The 20,898-nt window shown below is 67.2% G+C and carries 16 protein-coding genes; 11 read left to right on the top strand and 5 right to left on the bottom strand.

Translation table 11 applies throughout. The features are described from left to right. Positions 1–1,176 (bottom strand): acetyl-CoA C-acyltransferase, encoded by a 1,176-nt coding sequence (locus BN1313_RS00200; RefSeq protein ID WP_091734897.1) that lies wholly within the window; start codon positions 1,174–1,176, stop codon positions 1–3. 105 nt (positions 1,177–1,281) lie between these two features. Beyond that, a complete protein-coding gene (locus BN1313_RS00195) occupies positions 1,282–2,109 on the bottom strand; it encodes an outer membrane protein (RefSeq protein WP_091734895.1) in 828 nt (275 codons plus the stop codon). A 284-nt stretch (positions 2,110–2,393) separates the two neighbouring features. Between BN1313_RS00195 and BN1313_RS00190 the strand changes: the two genes are divergently transcribed. The 5 genes from BN1313_RS00190 (at position 2,394) to BN1313_RS00170 (ending at position 11,588) form a co-directional block, all read left to right on the top strand. Further along, entirely contained in the window at positions 2,394–3,515 is a 1,122-nt protein-coding gene (locus tag BN1313_RS00190; protein ID WP_091734892.1) for a GGDEF domain-containing protein, read from the top strand. 294 nt (positions 3,516–3,809) lie between these two features. Beyond that, positions 3,810–4,400, top strand: a complete 591-nt coding sequence (locus BN1313_RS00185; RefSeq protein ID WP_091734890.1) for a hypothetical protein — start codon at positions 3,810–3,812, stop codon at positions 4,398–4,400. Next, the gene (gene bcsQ, locus BN1313_RS00180; RefSeq protein ID WP_091734887.1) at positions 4,401–5,165 is read left to right on the top strand and encodes a cellulose biosynthesis protein BcsQ; all 765 of its coding nucleotides are present in this window, start codon (positions 4,401–4,403) and stop codon (positions 5,163–5,165) included. A 25-nt stretch (positions 5,166–5,190) separates the two neighbouring features. Beyond that, complete coding sequence (bcsA, locus tag BN1313_RS00175) at positions 5,191–9,582, top strand: UDP-forming cellulose synthase catalytic subunit (protein WP_091734884.1); 4,392 nt, start codon at positions 5,191–5,193, stop codon at positions 9,580–9,582. Further along, the gene (locus BN1313_RS00170; RefSeq protein ID WP_091734881.1) at positions 9,579–11,588 is read left to right on the top strand and encodes a tetratricopeptide repeat protein; all 2,010 of its coding nucleotides are present in this window, start codon (positions 9,579–9,581) and stop codon (positions 11,586–11,588) included. Before bcsA ends, BN1313_RS00170 begins: the two co-directional genes overlap by 4 nt. Here the strand turns inward: BN1313_RS00170 and BN1313_RS00165 are convergent. Further along, positions 11,544–12,482 carry an IS481 family transposase gene (locus BN1313_RS00165; RefSeq protein ID WP_091734875.1) on the bottom strand — a complete coding sequence of 313 codons (939 nt, stop codon included), beginning with the start codon at positions 12,480–12,482 and terminating at the stop codon, positions 11,544–11,546. The genes BN1313_RS00170 and BN1313_RS00165 overlap by 45 nt on opposite strands. Positions 12,483–12,596: 114 nt before the next feature. On the opposite strand from BN1313_RS00165, the gene BN1313_RS00160 reads away from it, so the two are divergent. From BN1313_RS00160 to BN1313_RS00140, 5 genes are read left to right on the top strand one after another with little or no spacing between them, the layout of a single operon-like run. Next, positions 12,597–13,958 (top strand): tetratricopeptide repeat protein, encoded by a 1,362-nt coding sequence (locus tag BN1313_RS00160; RefSeq protein WP_091734878.1) that lies wholly within the window; start codon positions 12,597–12,599, stop codon positions 13,956–13,958. 46 nt (positions 13,959–14,004) lie between these two features. Next, entirely contained in the window at positions 14,005–14,943 is a 939-nt protein-coding gene (locus tag BN1313_RS00155; RefSeq protein WP_091734875.1) for an IS481 family transposase, read from the top strand. 11 nt (positions 14,944–14,954) lie between these two features. After that, a complete protein-coding gene (locus BN1313_RS00150; protein WP_176695848.1) occupies positions 14,955–15,917 on the top strand; it encodes a cellulose synthase subunit BcsC-related outer membrane protein in 963 nt (320 codons plus the stop codon). A 13-nt stretch (positions 15,918–15,930) separates the two neighbouring features. After that, positions 15,931–16,437 (top strand): cellulose biosynthesis protein BcsD, encoded by a 507-nt coding sequence (gene bcsD, locus BN1313_RS00145; RefSeq protein WP_091734869.1) that lies wholly within the window; start codon positions 15,931–15,933, stop codon positions 16,435–16,437. Then, a complete protein-coding gene (locus BN1313_RS00140) occupies positions 16,421–17,449 on the top strand; it encodes a family 8 glycosyl hydrolase (RefSeq protein ID WP_176695847.1) in 1,029 nt (342 codons plus the stop codon). The genes bcsD and BN1313_RS00140 overlap by 17 nt, the downstream gene beginning before the upstream one ends. Positions 17,450–17,485: 36 nt before the next feature. Here the strand turns inward: BN1313_RS00140 and BN1313_RS00135 are convergent, their stop codons facing one another. Continuing rightward, a complete protein-coding gene (locus BN1313_RS00135) occupies positions 17,486–17,815 on the bottom strand; it encodes a hypothetical protein (RefSeq protein ID WP_141653047.1) in 330 nt (109 codons plus the stop codon). Positions 17,816–18,292: 477 nt separating this feature from the next. Between BN1313_RS00135 and BN1313_RS00130 the strand changes: the two genes are divergently transcribed. Then, on the top strand, positions 18,293–19,663 hold the full coding sequence (locus BN1313_RS00130; protein WP_176695846.1) for an HWE histidine kinase domain-containing protein: 1,371 nt from the start codon (positions 18,293–18,295) through the stop codon (positions 19,661–19,663). A gap of 7 nt (positions 19,664–19,670) precedes the next feature. On the opposite strand, the gene BN1313_RS00125 is transcribed toward BN1313_RS00130, so the two are convergent. Then, positions 19,671–20,846: an MFS transporter gene (locus BN1313_RS00125; protein ID WP_091734857.1), complete on the bottom strand. Its 1,176-nt coding sequence runs from the start codon at positions 20,844–20,846 to the stop codon at positions 19,671–19,673. Positions 20,847–20,898: the final 52 nt, after the last annotated feature.

Genomic DNA, 20,898 nt, shown 5'->3' with positions numbered 1-20,898 from the left:
TCAGAAGATCTCGAACAGGCCGGCCGCGCCCATGCCTTGCGCCACGCACATGGTCACGACGCCGTACTTCGCGCCGCGCCGCCGGCCCTCGATCAGGAGGTGGCCGACCAACCGCGCGCCCGTCATGCCGAACGGATGGCCGATGGAGATGGCGCCGCCGTTCACATTGAGCTTCTCGGGGTCGATCCCGAGTTTGTCGGCGCAGTAGATCGACTGGCTGGCGAAGGCCTCGTTCAACTCCCACAGGTCGATATCGTCGATGGTGAGCCCGTGGCGGCGCAGAAGTTTCGGCACGGCGTAGACAGGACCGATCCCCATTTCGTCCGGCTCACACCCCGCCACCGCGAAGCCGCGGAAGGCGCCCAGCGGTTGCAGACCGTGGCCGGCCGCCTTTCCGGCTTCCATGATCAGACAGGCCGAGGCGCCGTCCGAAAGCTGAGAGGCGTTGCCGGCCGTGACGAACTGGCCCTCGCCGCGCACGGGGGCGAGCTTGGCCAGGCCCTCCAGGGTGGTGTCAGGGCGGTTGCAATTGTCCTTGAAGGCGGTCGCCGCCACTTGGCTGACGGCGCCGCTCGCCCGATCCGTCACATTCATAACGGTCTCGATAGGGACGATCTCAGCGTCGAACCGGCCGGCGTCCTGAGCCTGGGCTGTGCGCTGCTGGCTGCGCAGCGAAAAAGCGTCCTGCGTCTCTCGGCTGATCCCATAGCGTGCGGCGACGATGTCGGCGGTTTCGATCATCGGCATGAACAGATCTGGATGATGCTCGGCCAGCCACGGGTCGATGCCGGCGCCGTCCTCGCGGGCGAGCAGCGAGATGCTCTCCACCCCGCCGGCCACCATTACTGAGGTTCCATCGGCGATCACCCGGGCGGCGGCGTCGGCCACGGCGTTCAGACCCGACGCGCAGAAGCGGCTGACAACCGATCCGGCGACCTCCACGGGCAGGCCGGCGCGGATGGCGGACTGCCGGCCGATGTTGCGGCCTGTCGTGCCCTGCGGATAGCCCACGCCCACGATCACGTCTTCTATGGTGGCGGGATCAATGGTCGAGCGTTCGACGGCGTGGCGGATGGCGTGAGCCATCATCTGCGCGCCCGAAGTGGCGTTCATCTCGCCACGAAAGGATTTCGTAAGAGGCGTTCGCGCCGTGGAGACGATGACCGCTTCGCGCATGGAGGCCCTCCGCATCTTGGCCGGCTGCCCGCCGGTCTTCCGACGACAAGTGTTAGCCGGGCGAAAGGGGGAGGGCCAGCGCGCAGCTGACCCGCCCTCCAGATCTCAGAAGCGATAGGAGGTTGTCAGGCGGAAGCTGTGAACCTTGAGATCGTCCTGGCTGCGGCGGAAATTGGTGCCGCCCGAGTTGACCAGGATGAAGGGGTTGGTCGCCGGCGCAGGGCCGGTGGCCCGCAGGGTCATGCCGTCGCTGTCGTCGTACCGCGTATAAATGTACTCGGCGCCGAACACGACGTTCGGGAAGAAGCGATGCTCGATGCCGCCGCCAGCCTGCCAGCCGCTTTGCCAGGTCTTGCCGCCGCGCGGGAAGCTGTTGACGCTATTGGTCGAGAAATAGTTGTGCTCGATCCGGCCGCGCGCCGCGCCGCCCGTGCCGTAGATCAGCGTCTTGCCAGTGGCGAACCCGGCGCGGCCACGCACGGCCATCTGATATTCCAGGGTGCGCTTCAGGGTGTAGCTGGCCGGAGTCGTCGAGAAGGCGGTGACGTGGTCGTCGACGTCCAGTCGGCTGCCTTCGATCAGGGCGCCGACAACGATCGAGCCGAACTGCATGTCATAGCCGGCGCGGGCGCCGAACTCGAAGCCGGTGTCATCCTTGAAACAGCCGGGCGCCGGCGTCGCGGCGAAGGTCGAACCGTCGCAGAAGCCGGGCGAAAAGGCGTCGGCGCCGGCGCCGGTGCGCACGGTGTCGCCATAGACGCCGTCGAGGTTGGTGTCGAAGAGCACCCGCTCATTGTCGTTCTTCGCGCGCTTGGAAAAGGCCGCGTAGGAGGACAGATAAGGACCGCTCCAGCTGGCGTCCTGGGCTTGGGCCGCGCCGGCGCCGGCGACGACGAGGGCTGCGACGGCGGCGGCGCTGAGGAAATGTTTCATGAGTGGTGTTCCTTCGGAGTCCCGAGCGACGCAGTTGCGCCGTCAGACGCCGATACGCGCCACAGCGCGTTCGGATGCCTGATCTTTTCGCCTTAAGTTAAGATTGTGGCGTGAGCGCCACAGTGCGGCGCCTGATCTGACGGCGATTTCGCTGCGATGCGAAATGGCGCAATTCGCCTCATGGCGTCAAAGCGCGCGGCGTGTATCTTGAGGTCACGCGACGGCATGCAGGCCGCGCTGTCGCTCATCGGTCGCCGAAGGCGCGGCGGCTTTGAGGCGAGGTGATGAGCGGGCGCGCTGAAAGCTTGATTGAAAGCATCAGAGTTGAGCTGGTCCGCAGCCTCTTTGACGCCTTTCTGCCTTCAGCCATCATGTCGGCCGGCTTCGTGGTGGCCGGCTGCCTGATCGCGTGGCTGACCCGTGATCCGGCGCTTGCGCTTCTGGTGGTCCTGGGCGCGATCGCCGGCGTCGCGCGCCTGTGGGTCGCCTGGCGGTATCAGGCCGAGGCTTTGGCGCCGGAGCTCACCGTGGCGCGCGCCAAGGCGTTGGAGCGAAGCTTCGCCGGCGCCTATTTCTTCTTCGCCGTCGTGCTGGGCCTTTTCGCCGCCAGGGTGTTCGCGTTCAACGACCCGCGAATCCATATGCTGATGATCTGCCTCCTGGTGGGATACGCCGCCGGTGTGGCGCAGTTGATAAGCTTGAGGCCGTGGATCGCCTTCCCCAGCATGTTCCTTGCGGTGACGCCGGGAGGCTTGGCGGCGTTGTTCCACGGCGATCCCCTCTATGCGGTGACCGGCGCCATGACCTTGGCCCTGCTCGTCGGCGGATTGCAAAGCGTCTTCAAGCGACACATCAACACCTCCCGCGAGATCGCCCGCCGGATCACCTTCGGCGAGCTTGCCCGCCTCGATCCCTTGACGGAATTGCCGAACCGGCTGGCGCTGCGTGAGTGGTTCGAAGAGCGTGTGACCCTCAACCCCAAGCGGGGGGCGGTTGCGGTCCATTGCCTGGACCTCGACGGCTTCAAGCCGGTGAACGACGCGTTTGGGCATCCCGTCGGCGATCAACTGCTCAGCGCCGTCGCGAAGCGGCTGGCTTGGGCGATCCAACCCAGGGACATCGTCGCGCGATTGGGCGGCGACGAGTTCGCTGTGGTGCAACGCGAAGTGAGCGGCGAAGGCGACGCCGAGGCGCTGGCGCAACGGCTGGTCCAGGCGCTCGGGCAGCCCTTCCGCATCGAAGGCCATGTTCTCCGTATCTCGACGAGCGTCGGCTTCGTGGTCTCCAGCGATAACGGCCAGGATCTCGAGCGATTGCTGGCGAGAGCCGATGAGGCGCTCTATGTCGCCAAGCGTAAGGGCTCAGGGGTCGAACATTTCGAACCCAGGTTGCACGCAGTTGCTTGAAGCTTGGCCCTGGCGACGCACTGTCCGCCAGCAGACGAAGTTGTCGTTGGATCGGTGAATGGGCGCCGTAAAACCCCGCATTAAAGGCGTTAGTTGTGGCTGTGAGGGCCCTTTTACTTGAAATTCTCACAGTTCAGCCGATCAGCCTATCGTGCGAAGGCTGCGACAACGCGTTAGGGGTCTCGGCGGCGCATCGGAACCTGCGCGCCCGATCTGTTTTTTGCGCGCCTTGCTTTGCGTTGTGTTTACCGAAACTGCGCTATATGAACGGAAGACGACGGAAAGGCATCTCTTGTGAGCGACGTCAGCGCCCTTATCGGTAAACTGAAGGCGAACGTCGCCTACCGCCGATTTAACGCGCCTTCGACGGAATCCGGGCAGTCCTGGCCCGTGCTCGACCGGATCGCCCATGCGCAGCGTGGTGACGCCTCGCCCTCGGCCGAGACATCCCAAATTGTTGAGCAAACGCCCGCTGAGCAGGTCGCCGCCGCTCAACCCGAAGAGGCCGCCCTCCGACAGGCCGCGCCGATGATGCCTCAGTCGATGTCGCAGTCCGCACAACCGGCCCCGCTCTCGCTGCAAACCTCGCACTCGCCCTTGCTGCGCCGCATCCAGCCCTCGGCCGCCCCGGCTCCGGCCGTGCAGCCGGAGCCGCCCGCGTTCTCAGCCCTCGCCTCGGCGGCGCCCCCGCCCATGAGCGCCGCGCCGGAACAGGTCTTGCCGCCGCAGCCTGCGGCCGCCCCGCAGTTCGACATGCAGCCGGAGCCTGAACCGGCCCGCGGCTCGTTGTTTCAGCGTTACGCGCCCGCCGTCGAGCCGGAGCCGCAGCCGGATCCCTCGGCCCTGACGAACATCTTCGCCCGGCTGGAGCGGAAGTCTCGGTAGATGCCTCTGATCGTGGTGGCGTCTCCGAAGGGCGGGGTCGGTAAGACCACGATCGCGGCCAATCTCGCTGTCGCCTTGCAGCAGCAGGGCCGGCGGGTGACCGCGGTCGATTTCGACTCCCAGGATGCGCTGAAATTCCTGCTAACTGATGATCCGCAACAGGGTCTGGGCATCGCCCGCTGCGTGGCGACCGGCCGGCCGTGGACCGATGCGGCGTTGCCCGGACGCGCCGGCCTGCGCCTCATTCCCTATGGCGAATCGACGCCCGCCGAACGCCTGCATCTGAAGGCTGTCCTGGACGAGGACGCGCTGGCCTATGCCTTGGGCGGCCTGCTGGAGACCGACGACGATATCCTGCTGGTCGACACCGCGCCAGGCGAAGGCCGCCTGCAGGCGCGCCTGGAAGCGTTGGCGGATATCCAAGTCATCGTTCTCCTGGCTGACGCCGGCTCGATGGCGCTGGTGCCGAACTATCGGGACGGTCTCTTGCTTCGTCCGGCGAACAAGGGCCTGCCGGAGACCTTGGCGATCTTGAATCAGGTGGATCCGCGCCGCCGGCTCAGCCGCGACATCTCCCAGTTTATCGCCGAGCACCATGGCGGCCGGTTCATCGGCGAAGTGCACTATGATGAGGCGCTATCCGAAGCGGCGGCCTGTGGGCAGACCGCAATGGAGGCGGCGCCGGATACGCTTTCAGCCCGCGACATCCAGGCGGTAGCCGCCAAGCTAGATCAATTGTTAAGAATTCCGGCGCAAGTCGGCTAGCGATCCTGGGGGGGAAAGCGGCGTCGTGTTAAAGACCTTACAAGACCTGGGATTTCGCGCGGCCGCCACCCGGCCTGTGCAGATCGTCGCCCTGATCGCCGCCACGGCTCTGGTCTTGATGGCGGTCGCCGTGCCGCTCGACCGCAAGGCGCAGATGATCTTCGGCCTGGCGATTTTCGCGGCGGCGGCGCTGATCGCCCAGCGCAGCACTTCGCGCCGCATGACCATGGTGCTGGTGGTGATCTCCACGGTGCTGTCGACCCGCTACATCTGGTGGCGTGTCACCGAGACCCTGCACTTCGACAATCCGCTCGCGATGTTCCTGGGCATCGGCCTGTTCATGGCCGAACTCTACGCCTGGGCCATCCTGGTGTTCGGCTACATCCAGTGCGTCTGGCCGCTGGAGCGCCGGGTGCGCGAGATCGAGGGCGATCCCTCCACCTGGCCGACCGTCGACATCTATATCCCGACCTATAACGAGAGCCTGGATATCGTCACCGATACGGTGTTCGCGGCGATGGATCAGGATTATCCGCACGACCGCTTCAAGGTCTACATCCTGGACGACGGCCGTCGCGAGGAGTTCCGCGCGTTCGCCGAGGCCGTGGGTGTGGGCTACATCACCCGCGACAACAATGAGCACGCCAAGGCCGGTAATATGAACCAGGCCATGCCCAAGACGACGGGCGAGCTCATCTGCATTTTCGACTGCGACCACGTGGCGACGCGGGCCTTCCTGCAGTTTACGGTGGGCTGGTTCCAGGCTGAGCCCAAGCTCGCCCTGTTGCAGACTCCCCACTATTTTTATTCGCCCGATCCGGTTCAGCGGAACGTCGTCGCGGTGAAGGACATCCCCGGCGAGGGCGATCTGTTCTACGGCGTCGTACAGAAGGGCAACGACTTCTGGAACGCCGCCTTCTTCTGCGGTTCCTGTGCGATCATCCGCCGCGAGGCGCTGATGGCCACCAACGGCTTCGCCGGCGAGACGGTGACCGAGGACGCTCACACCGCGCTCAAGCTGCAGCGCATGGGGTGGAGCACGGCCTACCTCAATGCGCGGCTGTCGGCCGGCCTCGCCACCGAGCGCCTGACGCTGCACGTGGGACAGCGCGCGCGCTGGGCGCGGGGCATGACGCAGATCTTCCGCATCGACAATCCAATGCTGGGCCCGGGCTTAAGCTTCGGCCAGCGCATCTGTTACCTGAACGCGATGCTGCACTTCCAATTCCCGCTGCCGCGCATCGTCTTCCTGACCTCGCCGCTCGCCTATCTGCTGATGGGCCAGAACATCATCGCCGCCAGCGCGCTCACGATCCTGGCGTTCGCCGGCCCTCACCTGCTGTTCGCCATTCTGGTGAACGAGCGCGTGCAGGGCAAATACCGCCGGGCCTTCTGGGGCGAGGTCTATGAAGCGCTGATCTCATTCCACCTGGTCGGCCCCACCCTCCTGCCGTTGATCGACCCGAAGAAGGGCAAGTTCAACGTAACCGACAAGGGCGGTCTGCTTGAGGAAGGCTTCTTTGACTACAAGGTGCTGGCGCCGCACTTGATCTGCGTCAGTCTCCTGATCCTCGGGATCGGCGTCGGCGTCGTGAAACTCCTGCTGCCAAACTACTTCGAGTCCGCCCGTGAAACGATCATCCTCAATGTCACCTGGACCTTCTACAGCCTGCTGATCTTGCTGACGGCGCTGGCGGTGGGCCGCGAGACGCGCCAGATCCGCAGCCGCGCCCACCTGGAGGCGGAACTGCCGATTCGGCTCTATTTCGAAGACGGGCATGCGGCTGAAGCCATAAGCATCAACCTGTCGATGGGCGGCATGGCTGTCCGGGCTGAGCCGGAGCTGGTCGAGGCGCGCACTGTGACGCATGTCGAAGTCATGGCCGCTGAGAATACATTTGGCTTTCCAGTAGAGATGCTGGAATCGCGTGGGGGGCGTTTACGCTTGCGATTCACTGACATGTCGCTCGATGCGCGACGCCAACTCGTGCGCGTCGTCATGGGCCGCGCTGACGCCTGGCCTGCGCCGGAGGATCTGGTCAGCTGGTCAGCCTGGCAGTCCTTCCTCGATCTTTGCCGCGCCTCCTTCTCCATCGTCTTCTGGTGGCGCCTCGATAAAACCCCTCGCCGTCAGGACGTCATGGCCCGCTTCATGAAACGCACCGCCGCCGTGATCATGGTCGGCGCGCTCGGCCTTGCGGCCTTCGCCGGCTTTGGCGCGACAACGGCCCACGCCCAGGCCGCGGCGCCGCCCGTCGAGGCCGCCGCGGCGCCCGCCGCGGGCGGACAGCGCCGCGTGAGCATGACGCTAGAGGATCTCAAGCAAACGCGGCCGATGCGTCTGACCAGCACGCTCGGCGAAGCCAGCGTGCCCTTCACCGTGCGTCAGGACGAGGTGGTCACCCAGGCTCAGCTGACGCTGAACTTCGCCTACTCGCCGCAACTTCTGCAGGACCTCAGCCACCTGACGGTGCTGATCAACGACGAGGTGATCGGCACCATTCCTCTGCTGTCGGTCGGCGCTGGCGGCGTTACGGTCGTCTTGCCGATCGATCCGGGCCTGCTGACCGCGGACAACCGCCTTGGCTTCCGCTTTATCGGCCACTACACGCGCGCCTGCGAAGACCCGCTCCACTCGACTCTGTGGGCCAACGTCTCCAACACCCGCTCGCGCCTTGACCTGACCTTCCAGAAGCTGTCGCTCGGCGACACCCTGACCCGCCTGCCGGCGCCATTCTTCGACACCAGCGACCAGGCGTCCCTGACGCTGCCCTTCGTGTTCGCCGGCCAGCCGAGCAACCAGGCGGTCCAGGCCGCCTCGGCGGTGGCCTCCTACTTCGGCATGAGCGCCAGCTTCCGCGGCTTCAAGTTCCCCGTGCTCATCAACGCCCTGCCGAGCACGGACGCGGTCGTCATCGCCCGCAACGGCGCCTTCGTCGGTGAGTGGAGCCCGCCCCCCAGCAGCGGTCCCACCATCCGGCTCGTGCGGAACCCCCGCAACCCCTACGCGACCCTGCTGGTGGTGACCGGCGGCTCTGACGAAGACGTCTTGGCCGCAGCCCGCGTCCTGGCCGCCGCGCCCAAGTCGCTGTCCGGCGCCGCGGCGCAGGTCAGCGCCATGTCGTTCGCCAAGCGCAAGCCTTATGATGCGCCGCGCTGGGTCGACACCCGCCGACCAGTCCGCCTCGGCGACCTGGTCAGCCCCACTAATCTGGAGGGCCTGGGTCTGCGCCCTGGCCTGCTGACCGCCGAATTCAAGACCGCGCCGGACCTGTTCTTCTGGCCGCAGACCGGGGCCAAGGTCAGCTTCGGCTACCGGTATCCGGGCGGCACGTGGCTCGATTACAACATGTCGCGCCTCGATATTCTGACGAACGATAAGTACATCCGCTCCGTGCCGCTCCGCCCTGAAGGCGTGGTCGAAAAGACCCGCGACGTGCTGGGTATGGAGGTTGTCCAGCAGAAGGCCTCGGTCGAACTGCCGGGCTACAACATCTTCGGTCAGAACCAGCTGCAGTTCTTCTACGACCTGCACGTCAACAAGAAGGGCGCTTGCCAAGGCGAGATCCCGACGGGCGTGCGGACGGGGATCGACGCCGACTCCAAGCTCGACTTGACGCATGCGCACCACTTCTCGCGCATGCCTGACTTGGCATTCTTCGCCAGCGCCGGCTTCCCGTTCACGCGGATGGCCGACCTGTCGGAGACCGTAGCGATCATCCCGGCCAACCCGCAGGCGACCGATCTGGAAGCCCTACTCGTCATGATGGGTCGCCTCGGCGACGCCACCGGCGCGCCAGCGCTCGCTGTCACGGTCGCCCGTCCCGGCGAACAGGTGAACATGGCCGGCCATGACATCCTGGTCATTGGCCCAATGACCATCGCCCAGCAGGCCGGCTCGCTCTTCCAGAGCGCGCCGATCCGCGTCGAAGGCAGCGGCATGCGCGTCGCCGCCAACTCGATGATCGACCGCCTGTTCGCCCGCTTTGGCTCCAACGTCGACCAGCGTAATCCGGGCGGCGCCGACGAGGCCCTGGTCTCGGTCAGCGACATCGCCGGGGTCACCAGCTGGCGCTCACCCTTCGACAACAAGCGGGTCGTGGTGGCCATGCTCGCCGCCTCCTCCGCGCGCCTGCCCGAAATGGCCTACGCCCTGGCGCGTCCAGCCGCGAACGCCTCGATGCAGGGCGACCTGTCGATCGCGTCCGGTCTCACCTTCAACAGCTATCGCGTCAGCCAGGGGTTCTGGTCGGGCGAATTGCCGTGGCACATCAGTGTGATGTGGTGGGCCAGCCGGAATCCCATCATGCTCGCCCTTGGCCTACTGGCGGCGGCGACCGTGTTCGGTCTGTTGATCTGGGCGGTGATGTCGGCGCTGGAACGCGTCCGTCTGCGTGATGTTGGGGGCGACAAATGACAAAGCTGGGATACAGCTCCTTAGCGCTCCTGCTGGTCGCCACGACGTCGGCTCACGCCCAGGTCCGATTGCCGACCAACCAGCCGCCCGCCGCGGCGATAACGCCCACCGGCAAGGCGCCGGTGGTGGAAGGCGCGCAATCCGCCGCCCCGACCGCCACAGGCGCTGACGCGCTCCTGCGTCAGGCTGCGACGCAACGCCAGCGCGGCCGCAAGGATCTGGCCGCCCAGGCGCTGCAACGCGCGCTCCGGGCCAGCCCAAACAACCCCGCCGTCCTGCAACGCTACGCGACCTACGCCATCCAGGATGGCGACATGGCCGCCGCCCAGACCTGGACGGATCGCCTGAAAGCCGCCACCAGCCCCCGCGACAGCCGCGTCGCGGCCCTTGAGCGCGACATCAAGGCCGCCAATGCGCCGCCGGTCAGCGTCTCGCCCTCTGCGGCGCCGACCCAGAACGTTCAGATTTCGCCCCCTCAACCGGCGCCGCAGACCAGACCTGCACCGACGACGGCGACTCGCCCGCAGGCGCCGCGCCCGACAACCGCGCCGGTCCAAACCGCCCAGGCCCCTCGACCAGCAACCCCCGCCCCGCCGGCGGCGTCCGCCGATCCCGGCGGCGAAGTCCGCGCTAACGGCTTCAAGTCGCTCAACGCCGGCGAGATCGCCGACGCCGATCGCTATTTCAACCAGGCCCTGCGCCTGCGTGGCGACGATCTCGACGCCGCGGGCGGCCTGGGCGTCGTTCGCCTGCGCCAAGAGCGTTTCGCCGACGCGCGCGGCCTGCTCGAGCGCGCCATCCGCGGCGCGCAAGGCCAGGAACGGTGGGGCGAGGCCCTGCGCACCGCCGTCTTCTTCGGCGATCTTGGCCGAGCCCGGAACGCCTATGTCGCCGGCCGCTATCCTGAAGCCGAGGCTGCGGCGCGCCCATTGGCCAGCGGCAGCCATCCCAACCGTGTCGAAGCCCAGATCCTGCTCGGCCAGGCGCTTGCCGCCCAGGGTCGCGCCGCTGAGGCCGAGGCCGCCTTCCGGCAGGCGACTCTGCTCGCGCCCGGCCGCGCCGACGCCGTCACCGGTCTCGCCCAGGCCCTGGCCGATCTCGGCCGGTTCGACGAGGCGACCCGGATCCTGCGTGATCTGCCGGGCGGTCGCGCCGCGCCGATCATGGCGGATATTGAACGTGAACGCGCCGCTGAGCTCCAGCGCCGCGGCGATTCCTTCGGCGCCGGTGCGGCGCTGGCCGCTTCTTTACAGGCTGCGCCGACCAACGCCTGGACCCGTCTGGAATACGCTCGCTTCCTGATCGGCCAGGGCCAGGCCCAACAGGCTAACCAGGTCGCCGCCCCGCTCTACACCTCCAGCGATCCAGAAAGTCTGCAGGCCGCCGCCCTGTTCTCCGAAGCCCGCGGCCGGTCGGATGAGGCCGCAGCCTTGCTGTCGCGCATTCCCGCCGGCTCGCGCAATCCAGCCGTCCGCCAGCTCGCCGCCCGCGTCGACGCCCAGCGTGTCATCACCCAGGCCAAGCAGACCCAGTACGCCGGACAGCCCGTGCAGGGCGTGCAGATGCTGCGCAGCTACCTGTCCAACAACGACGCCTCCTTCGCCGTGAAGGGCCAGATCGCCGAGACCCTGCTAGATCTCGGCGACACCTATCAGGCCGGCGCACTTGCGCTCGAGGCGGCGCGCAGTCCGCCCGCGACCTTCGATCCGGGCGAGGCGCAGGGCTTTCTGACCGTGCTCGGCAAGACGGGCCAGGACGAGGCGGCATTGGCGCTGCTGCAGGCCGCGGCGCGACAGGCTCAGCGCTCGCCTGCGGGCCAGAACGCCTATCGTAGTTCGGCGGCGGTGTTCGCCGCCCAGCGCGCGGATCGCCTGCGCGCCTCGGGCGACTACGCCCAGGCGTTCGACACCCTGTCTCAAGCCTTCGCCATCGCGCCGCGCGATCCTGGCCTGCTGGCGGCGCTAGGTGTCGTTTCCAAGAAGGTTGTTCACCCTTGTCCAGGGTGAGAGTCCGCCGATGCCGGCGTGAGGTCGGCTGAGGTTGTAGGCGTCGATCCAGGGTCCGATGGCTTGGGCGCGTTCAGCCGATGAGCTGTAGGGCTTGGCGTAGGCCCACTCCCTGAGGCTGGTCTGGATGAAGCGCTCGGCCTTGCCGTTGGTCCTGGGCGTGTACGGCCGGGTGCGGACGTGGCGGGCGCCGGCGGCCTGCAGGGCGTTGGCGAAGAGCTTGGAACGGTAGGCCGAGCCGTTGTCGGTCATCACCCGCTCGACGCGGACGCCGCAACGGCCGAGCCAGGCCAGGGCGCGTTCGAGGAAGCCGGTGGTGTCGAGTTGGCCTTCCGAAGACAGGATCTCGGTGTAGGCCAGGCGCGAAGCGTCATCGACGCAGACGTGCAGGAAGTCCCAGCCAGCGCGGCGCGAGCGGCCGAGCTGGCGGTCGCCGGTGACGCGGTGGCCGGCGACGTCGAAGCGGCCGAGCTTCTTGATATCCAGATGGATCATCGCGCCCGGTCGGCTGTGCTCGTAGCGGATCACCGGCGGCTTCGGATCGAGCGCGGCCAGCTTGCCCAGCCCCTGCCGGCGCAGGATAGCCCCCACCGTCGAGCGGGCCATGCCCAGCGTCCGGGCGATCGCCGGACCGGTCATCCGCTGACGCCGCAGTTGCTCGATCTCAGCCACACGAGCCGCAGCCACCTTGCGCGGACATCGTCGCGGCGCCGAGCTGCGGTCGTGATGCCTTCGCTCGCCGCCGCGACGATGCCGGGCGATCCATTTGCGCGCTGTCCGCAGCGACACCCCTGCCGCCTCCGCCGCCGCCTTCGCCGTCCAGCCTTGCGACACGCGCCGCGCCAGCAGCGCTCGACCCCCAGGCGTCAGACGGGCATTCTGGTGGACGTTCATCCGGGACCTTCCGGGTTAGGAGTTGGAGCTTTGCAACCCCAGCCTCTCAGCCCTGTCCCGGGTGAACAACCTTCATAGCTTCGACAGCTAGGCCGCCTCTACCAGTCAGGCAACATGCCGCAGCAGGCGCTGCAAGCTTATGACGCCCTCCTGGCGGTGGCGCCGAACGACAGCCAGGCCGTGCTGAACGCCGCACGCGCCGCACAGGCGTCAGGCGACAACGGCCGCGCCGAACGGTTGATGAAGCGCGCCGTCTCGCTGCGCCCGAACGATCCCGAGCTCTACTACCAGCTCGGCCAGTTCGAGCAGGGCCGCGGTCGTGATCGCGCAGCGCTGGCGGCCTTCCGGCGCGCTGATGCGCTGATCCGCAGCGGCCGCTCTCAGGGGCTGATGGGCGCCATGCCCAACCCCGGCGTGGTCCGTGGCGGGCCTGCGATCCAGCCGGGCATGGGCATCCTCGGCCCCAATCCCTTCGCCGGACGTCCGGCCGCCGCGCTGCCGTCGTCGAACTTCACGGCGGCCTCGGCCTATCCGATGGCCCAGCCGGCAGCCTACGCCGCCGCCCCCTTCGCCGCGGGCAGCTACGCAGCCCCGGCGTCTTCGATCCAACCCCTCGTCAATCCGGCCTATTCCGGCCAGGCCTACCCGGCCCAAAACTATGCCCAGGCCTTGCCGATGCCAGTAGCAGACCCTGTTTACGCCGCGCCCGCCTACGCTCAGCCAGCGTACGCCCCAGCGCAGTACGCCCAGCAGGCCTATCCGCAGCCGGCCTATGGCCAGCCCGTTTACGCCCAGGCTCCGTACGGACAGCCGACCTATGGCCAGCCCGTCTACAGCCAGCAGCAGCCCTATCCTCCTCAGGTCTACGGCCCGCCAACCTATGCGCCGCCGGCCTATGGCCAGCAGGCGTATCCGCAACCGGTCTATCCGCAGATCCCCAACCCGCAGCCCGTCTACGCCCAACCTGCGACGCCCGCTCTCCCGGCAGGAAGCTATGCGTCGAATGCGCAAGCGGCCGAATATCTCCCAAACATGGGACAGCCGACTTACGGCTACGGCGCCGCGATTCCGGCCAACGGCCAGCCCTATCCGGCGGCGACTCCTGGCTTCGCCATGCCGCAGCCTGTCGCTGGCGGCGCCTACGCCCAATATCCACAAGCGCCGGCGACGGGCTACGGCGCGCCGGGCTATGCCGCTGCGGGCCCTGGGCTGTTCCCCGGCCTGGGCGGCGAAGCGGTCCCTCAGGCTGAACTGCCGCTGCCCGCACGGATCAACCGCGAGATCGCCGATTTGCGCGAATCCACCGCCCCGCAGATCGAGGGTTCGGTGTCGGTGCGCACGCGCAGCGGTGAAGCCGGCGCCAGCCAGTTGTTCGAAGTCGCGCCTCGGATGGAGGCGTCCTTCTCGCCCTTCGGCGTGGGCCGCTTGGGCCTAGCTGTCGAAGCTATGAAGGTTGTTCACCCGGGACAGGGCTGAGAGGCTGGGGTTGCAAAGCTCCAACTCCTAACCCGGAAGGTCCCGGATGAACGTCCACCAGAATGCCCGTCTGACGCCTGGGGGTCGAGCGCTGCTGGCGCGGCGCGTGTCGCAAGGCTGGACGGCGAAGGCGGCGGCGGAGGCGGCAGGGGTGTCGCTGCGGACAGCGCGCAAATGGATCGCCCGGCATCGTCGCGGCGGCGAGCGAAGGCATCACGACCGCAGCTCGGCGCCGCGACGATGTCCGCGCAAGGTGGCTGCGGCTCGTGTGGCTGAGATCGAGCAACTGCGGCGTCAGCGGATGACCGGTCCGGCGATCGCCCGGACGCTGGGCATGGCCCGCTCGACGGTGGGGGCTATCCTGCGCCGGCAGGGGCTGGGCAAGCTGGCCGCGCTCGATCCGAAGCCGCCGGTGATCCGCTACGAGCACAGCCGACCGGGCGCGATGATCCATCTGGATATCAAGAAGCTCGGCCGCTTCGACGTCGCCGGCCACCGCGTCACCGGCGACCGCCAGCTCGGCCGCTCGCGCCGCGCTGGCTGGGACTTCCTGCACGTCTGCGTCGATGACGCTTCGCGCCTGGCCTACACCGAGATCCTGTCTTCGGAAGGCCAACTCGACACCACCGGCTTCCTCGAACGCGCCCTGGCCTGGCTCGGCCGTTGCGGCGTCCGCGTCGAGCGGGTGATGACCGACAACGGCTCGGCCTACCGTTCCAAGCTCTTCGCCAACGCCCTGCAGGCCGCCGGCGCCCGCCACGTCCGCACCCGGCCGTACACGCCCAGGACCAACGGCAAGGCCGAGCGCTTCATCCAGACCAGCCTCAGGGAGTGGGCCTACGCCAAGCCCTACAGCTCATCGGCTGAACGCGCCCAAGCCATCGGACCCTGGATCGACGCCTACAACCTCAGCCGACCTCACGCCGGCATCGGCGGACTCTCACCCTGGACAAGGGTGAACAACCTTCTTGGAAACGACACCTAGCGCTCACCCCTGTGATCATCAGCGCCGGCACGCCCAGCGAAGACGCGTCCGGCCGGATCGGCACCACGCCGATGCGCGTCGCCGAGGCGCTGGTCAACGAAGACACAAACCGCCTGCCGCAGGAGAACACCGTCTCCGACCGCGGCGCGGCCGTCAGCCTGTTCTACACATCCACCCCCTTGTCGGTGGATGTGGGCACGACCCCGATCGGCTTCGAAACCATCGGCGTGAACGCCGGCCTGACCGCCCGCCTGATCATGGGCGACGCGCAGATTCGCGCCACGGTTGAAAGCCGTCCCGTCACCGACAGCGTCTTGTCCTACGCCGGCGTCACTGATCGCTGGTCGGACCTTAGGTATGGCCGCGTGACCAAGAACGCGGGGACCTTCGGCGGCTCGTTCAACTTCGACAACGGCGGCGCCTACCTCGACGCCACCTACAAGACTTTCGACGGCGACAATGTGCTGGAGAACACCGGCTACGAGGTGAACGGCGGCGCTTACTACCGGCCGGTCAATCGCGACGGCGACGTCATGCAGGTGGGCGTCAACGTCAACCTGCAGGCCTATGACGAGAACCAGCGGTTCTTCACCTACGGTCACGGTGGCTATTTCAGCCCGCAGCAGTTCGTCTCGCTCGCCCTGCCGGTCAGCTACCAGCGGACCCGGCCGCGCTATAGCTGGCATGCGGGCCTGACGCTCGGCCTGCAGTCCTATAGCGAGGATTCCGCGAACGTCTTCCCGACCAGCCCGGAATCGCAGGCGACGCTTGCGGCCTATCAGCTGCTCGATCCCGATGTGGTCACGCGCTACGCAGGTCAGGATCGCACAGGCCTCGCCGTCGCCGCCAACCTGGGCGGCGAATACAAGCTGATGCCGACCACGGCGGCGGGCGGTGAGATGGCGCTGGACACCTTCGGCGCGTACAAAGAGTACAAGGTCCGCTTCTTCCTCCGGCAGACTTTCACCAATTAAATTAGAGACTTCGATGCTGAAAAGCCTGGCCAAGCCCGCGCCCGCCGCCGTTTCGGCGGCTCCCACGCCCGACATGGCCTATCTGGCCGCGCGGCAGTTCAGCCCCCAATGGCGCGACTTCCTTGTGACCCTGGCGGCGGAGCTTTTTGGCAACTTCAGCGCCGACGAAGCTCGTGGCTTCTTCCGCCAGATCGGCCTGCGGATGGCCGCCGAGGTGAAATTGCCCGTGGTGGAGACCCTCGAAGGCCTTGAAAGCGTTCTCAACGGACGCCTTTCCGCCATGGATTGGGGGCTTGTGAAGCTTTCGGTTGAGGAAGATGCGATCGCCATTCGACACAGCGCCTATCCGGGTCAGCATCTGGACGAGGCTTCGGCGGAAATCTGGCGTCGCGCCTTCAGCGCCGTGCTGGAAGGCGTCTACACGGTCTGGCTCCAGACCCAGGGCGGTCGCGCCGACATGGAAGCCAAGCTCAGAGCCGAGTCGCAGGCGGACGGATTCGAGTTTGCCTACGGCCTTTAGGCGCTTCCTCAGTCTTCTGGCCTTTCTGTTGGCCGCGCAGTTGTCCGGCGCCGCCGCCGCATCGCCGGCGCAATGGAACGATTTCAAGGCGCGGTTCGTGCAGCCCGAAGGCCGTGTTGTCGACACCGGCAACCGTGGCATCAGCCATTCCGAGGGCCAGGGCTTCGCCATGGTCATGGCGGTCGCCAATGACGACCGGGCGACCTTTGATAAGCTATGGACCTGGACTGACCGCAACCTGTCGCGTCCGGACACGCGGCTGTTCGTCTGGCGCTACGACCCGAACGCGGTCAACCCGGTCAGCGACCAGAACAACGCCACCGATGGCGACCTGATGATCGCCTGGGCCCTGATGCGCGCCCAAGCCCGTTGGAGCGCACCCGCCTATGGCCGCGCCTCGTTGCAGATCCGCCAGACAATTCTGGCGCGACTGGCTGTCAGGCAAGGCGACCGCACCCTGTTGGCGCCCGGCGAGACGGGATTCCTGCGCACGGATTCCCTCACCGTGAACCCGTCCTACGCCGTCATGCCAGCGCTCGACGCCTTCGCGGCCGCTGAGCCTCGTTCGCAGTGGCCGCTGGTCCGCGACCAGAGCCTCAAGTTGCTGCGCGACGCGAAGTTCGGGACCTTCAATCTGCCCACCGACTGGGTCCGGGTCGATCAGGCCGGCGGCCTGTGGTCAGAGCCTGACAAGCCGGCGCAGTTCGGCTTCGATGCGGTGCGCACCGCGCTCTACCTGTGCTGGTCGGGGCGTTGTAACGACAAGGCCAACGAAGGACCCAAGCGCTTCTGGCAGTCTTCGCGCGGTCCGGGGCGGCGTGCCCCGGCCTGGGTGGACGTCGGCTCCGGCGCCATCGCCAGCTTCCCGGCCCCGGCGGGCATGGACGCGATCGCCCAGCTCGCACTGAACGGCGTCGGGCCTGCCGACAGTGTGCGGGGCGAAGATTACTATTCAGCGGCCTTGCTGGGCCTGGTTGAGATCGCGGCCCGCGAGGGCCGTCGGCGACGCTGACGAATTCCGAACGTCGCCGCTAAGCCGCCCTACCTGTTAGGCGCAGATCGCGTTCCAGCTCTGCTCGAATTCGTCGGCGCTGTATTCCAGCATGACAATGCCGCCGTTGACGACGTAGCGCTGATAGTCAGCGCCGTTCAACTGGACCTCGCCGCAGACGCTGACGCGCGCCTCGTGGCGGTAGATCCGCGAGTTTCGGAAGATGACATTGGTCCACTGCTCAGCCGAGCGCTTGACGGCCCATTCCGCGCCCGCGAGTTCCATGTTGCGGAACTGCGGCATGGTGAGCGGCGCATCAATGTCAGCCGTACGGGCGCTCGGGCGGTAGAAAGCGGCAAGCGCCCCGGCCAGTATGAGAAGAGCCAAATAGAACCAACCGCGACGCATACGAGTATCGGGTGCCATTGCCAGTCCAAACCGATCGAATGATGGGTGGTTAATGGATCGTGACCGCGAAGTCGAGCTTGTGCTGTGTCGCGTCAGTCCTTCAAACCTAAAGAACAACAATGAGGAACGGACCTCCGACAACCATACGTTGACGTTGGAGGCCTTTGGTTGCGTTGCGGCGTGACCATGCGCTCTGCGCGGCTATCCAGGCTTCCTCGCCCATCGTCTAGTTTTCCGTGATATTTCAAGCGCATGCCGGACGCCGGCGCGAGGTCGTCGTAGAGGGGCCGCCGACATTGGCTGAACCGTGTTCGGCGGCGCCACAGATATAGCCCGACCCAAGGCATGACTTGTGTGGGACAATCCGTCGCTGACCTTGGCTGTCAGGCGCCGCGGATCAGCCCGCCGCGTGGAGCAACCGTCGCCGTAGGGCCGCAAACTGTGCTTAAATCGGCCATGTCTTCGCCGAACACCTTGTCGTTCCGCTCTCCCGGTCTCCGGGCCCAGGCGTGCGTCGCCGCGGCCGTCGTTCTCGCGTCCGCTGTGCTGCGGGTAGGCCTGGAACGGGTCGCGCCCGGTGTCGCGCCCTTTGCGCTGCTCTATCCGGCGGTGCTGGGCGCAACGCTGCTGGTTGGCTGGCGTTCAGGCGTCATCGCCATGGCGCTGGGCGCTGGGCTGGTCTGGTATCTGGTCTTTGCGCCACGCTTCAGCCTGTTCGATCGCAACGCCGCCGACGCCATTACGCTCGTCCTTTACTTGGCGACAACCGGCGCGATGGTCGTCTTCGCCGAGGCGTTCCGCACGCAGGTGGCCGGGCGCACCGCCGACGCCTTGCAGGGACAGCAGGCCCTGCGCGACACGGCGTCCAGGCTATCGCTCGCCATGGCCGCCGCTCACATGGCCATCTGGCAGGTGGAGGGCGACGCGCTCATTCCCAATCCTGAATTCAACCGCCTGCTGGGGTTCGCCGCCGACGCCGCCCCCACCCTAGCCGAGATTGAGGATCGGTTTGATCCCGGGGAGTATCGCCGGGTCCGCAGCCTGATCCGTCAGACCTTGGCCCGGGGTGAGCGGTTCCTTGAGGTCGAGCAGCGCTATCGCCATCCTGATGGCGCCGTGCGTTGGCTGCTCGGGCGCGCGGAATTCAGGATCGGCCCCGACGGGCGGGCCGTCGGCTCTCTGGGCGTCGTGCTCGACATCACGGAGCGTAAGAGCGCCGAGGAGCGCCTGCGGCTGCTGGCCGCCGAGGTCGACCACCGCGCCAACAACCTGCTTACCGTCGTGCAAGGCTTGGTCACCTTGTCGAAGGCGCCGACGATCGAGTCCCTGCGCGCGGTCATTATCGGCCGGATCGCAGCGCTCTCGCGCGCCCACCAGTTGTTGTCGCGGACCCGCTGGGTAGGCGCAGATCTGCGCAAGCTGGTTGAGGAGGAACTCGCGCCCTTCACCCTAGGCGATCCCAATCGCGCGTTGATCTCCGGGCCTGACCTGGCGCTCGGTCCCGCTGTCGCGCAAGGGATCGCCATGGCCCTGCACGAACTGGCGACTAATGCGGCGAAGTACGGGGCCTTATCCGCGCCGGGCGGCCGGATCGATATCGGCTGGACTGACAGCGACGGCGACAGAGTGGTCATCCGATGGCGCGAGAGCGGCGGCCCGGCGGTCGTGCGGCCGACTCGCCGCGGCCTCGGCGCCTCCATGCTGCAGCGCGCCCTGTCAGGGCCGATCGGCGGCGGCACCACCTTTGACTGGCGGCCGGAGGGCCTGGTCTGCGAACTGAGCTTTCCGCGCTCGGCGGCGGCGTCACTCGACCCTGCGCAGAGCTGATCGCCAGTTAGATCGTCCGGGGCTTGGGCAGGGTCTTCCAGACCGAAGCCACGATGCCCAGGCCGATCAGGCTGACCGCCAGCGGCCCGAGGTACATGTTGCGCACCCCGATCAGGTCGGCGAGGCCGCCCGCCATCACCGAGCCGACACCCACGCCGATCGGGAAGGTCATGGAGAACGTCGCCATCACCTTGCCGCGCTCATGCGGTTCGGCGGTCTCCATGGCGAGAGTCGTCGTCGCCGAATTGATCAGCGCCGGGCCGAAGGAGGCGATGACCGCGCCGGTCAGGACCAGCGGCAGCGAATGGCTGAGCCAGACCATGAGGTAACCGGCCGCCTGGACGGCCAGGCCGCCGGCGATGATCCGTCCCTGGCCGAGGGTGTCGGAGCGCCGGCCCAGCAAGGGGCGCAGCACAACCGCCAGGATGCCAGCCAAGACGTAGAACACGCTGACGTCGCCCAGGTGCTGGTCACGGGCGAACAACGGAAGGAAGGCGGTGAGCGCCGGTTGGGGGATGCCCTGGCAGATGTTCAGAAGCATGGCCGCGATCAGGCCTCGATTGAATGGCGGCCCCTTGGGCTTCTCGCTGGGCGCCGCCGGCGGGATGACCGGCGGTCGTGCGGCGCGCTCAGCCATGTCGTGCCTATAGAGCGCCCAGCCCGGCGGCAGGGAGATGGCGGCGAAGGCGGCGGAGAGCGCGAAGACCCACATGAACCCGCCATGGCCATTGATCATCCACAACGCCAGCGCCGGCATGATCGTCTGGGCGCAGCCCAGCACTGCAAAGTAGTAGCCCGTCGCCTCGCCGCGCCGATCCGGCGGAGCCGCGGTCGCCAGATAGGAGTAGCCGCCGATGTTCATCGCAGCCCAGGCCACGCCGCGGGCCGCGCAGGCGATGAACACCGCCCACAGGTACGGAATGAAAAAGATGCCGCCGGCGATCAGCAGAAGACCAAGTCCGATCAGCATCACCGTCGCCAAGCCGATGCGGTCGGCGGTGCGACCCAGCCAGGGCCTTACGAGAAAGCTGGGTGCGGAGAAGGCCAAGAGGGCGAGGCCCGCGACCGAAGCGCTGCCGCCCAGTTGCGTGACGTAAAGGGGCAGGGTGGGCCCCAGCACCGACTGGTTGGCGTAGGCCAGGAAGGCCGCGACGCAGAGCAGGACGAACGGCTTGTTGAACATGTCGCGGGCCCCGCCATCGCCCTGAGATCAGAGCCCAACCTTCCACTGTAGG

Origin of the sequence: Phenylobacterium immobile (ATCC 35973) (assembly GCF_001375595.1) — a bacterium.
Taxonomy (GTDB): Bacteria; Pseudomonadota; Alphaproteobacteria; order Caulobacterales; family Caulobacteraceae; genus Phenylobacterium; species Phenylobacterium immobile.
This window is presented reverse-complemented; position numbering and strand designations above follow the sequence as displayed.

Coding starts and splice junctions, on each gene's coding strand:
- bcsQ (WP_091734887.1), top strand. CDS start 4,401: ATGCCTCTGATCGTGGTGGCGTCTCCGAAGGGCGGGGTCGGTAAGACC.
- BN1313_RS00190 (WP_091734892.1), top strand. CDS start 2,394: ATGAGCGGGCGCGCTGAAAGCTTGATTGAAAGCATCAGAGTTGAGCTG.
- BN1313_RS00165 (WP_091734875.1), bottom strand. CDS start 12,482: ATGAACGTCCACCAGAATGCCCGTCTGACGCCTGGGGGTCGAGCGCTG.
- BN1313_RS00170 (WP_091734881.1), top strand. CDS start 9,579: ATGACAAAGCTGGGATACAGCTCCTTAGCGCTCCTGCTGGTCGCCACG.
- bcsD (WP_091734869.1), top strand. CDS start 15,931: ATGCTGAAAAGCCTGGCCAAGCCCGCGCCCGCCGCCGTTTCGGCGGCT.
- BN1313_RS00200 (WP_091734897.1), bottom strand. CDS start 1,176: ATGCGCGAAGCGGTCATCGTCTCCACGGCGCGAACGCCTCTTACGAAA.
- BN1313_RS00130 (WP_176695846.1), top strand. CDS start 18,293: ATGTCTTCGCCGAACACCTTGTCGTTCCGCTCTCCCGGTCTCCGGGCC.
- BN1313_RS00125 (WP_091734857.1), bottom strand. CDS start 20,846: ATGTTCAACAAGCCGTTCGTCCTGCTCTGCGTCGCGGCCTTCCTGGCC.
- BN1313_RS00155 (WP_091734875.1), top strand. CDS start 14,005: ATGAACGTCCACCAGAATGCCCGTCTGACGCCTGGGGGTCGAGCGCTG.
- BN1313_RS00195 (WP_091734895.1), bottom strand. CDS start 2,109: ATGAAACATTTCCTCAGCGCCGCCGCCGTCGCAGCCCTCGTCGTCGCC.
- BN1313_RS00160 (WP_091734878.1), top strand. CDS start 12,597: ATGCCGCAGCAGGCGCTGCAAGCTTATGACGCCCTCCTGGCGGTGGCG.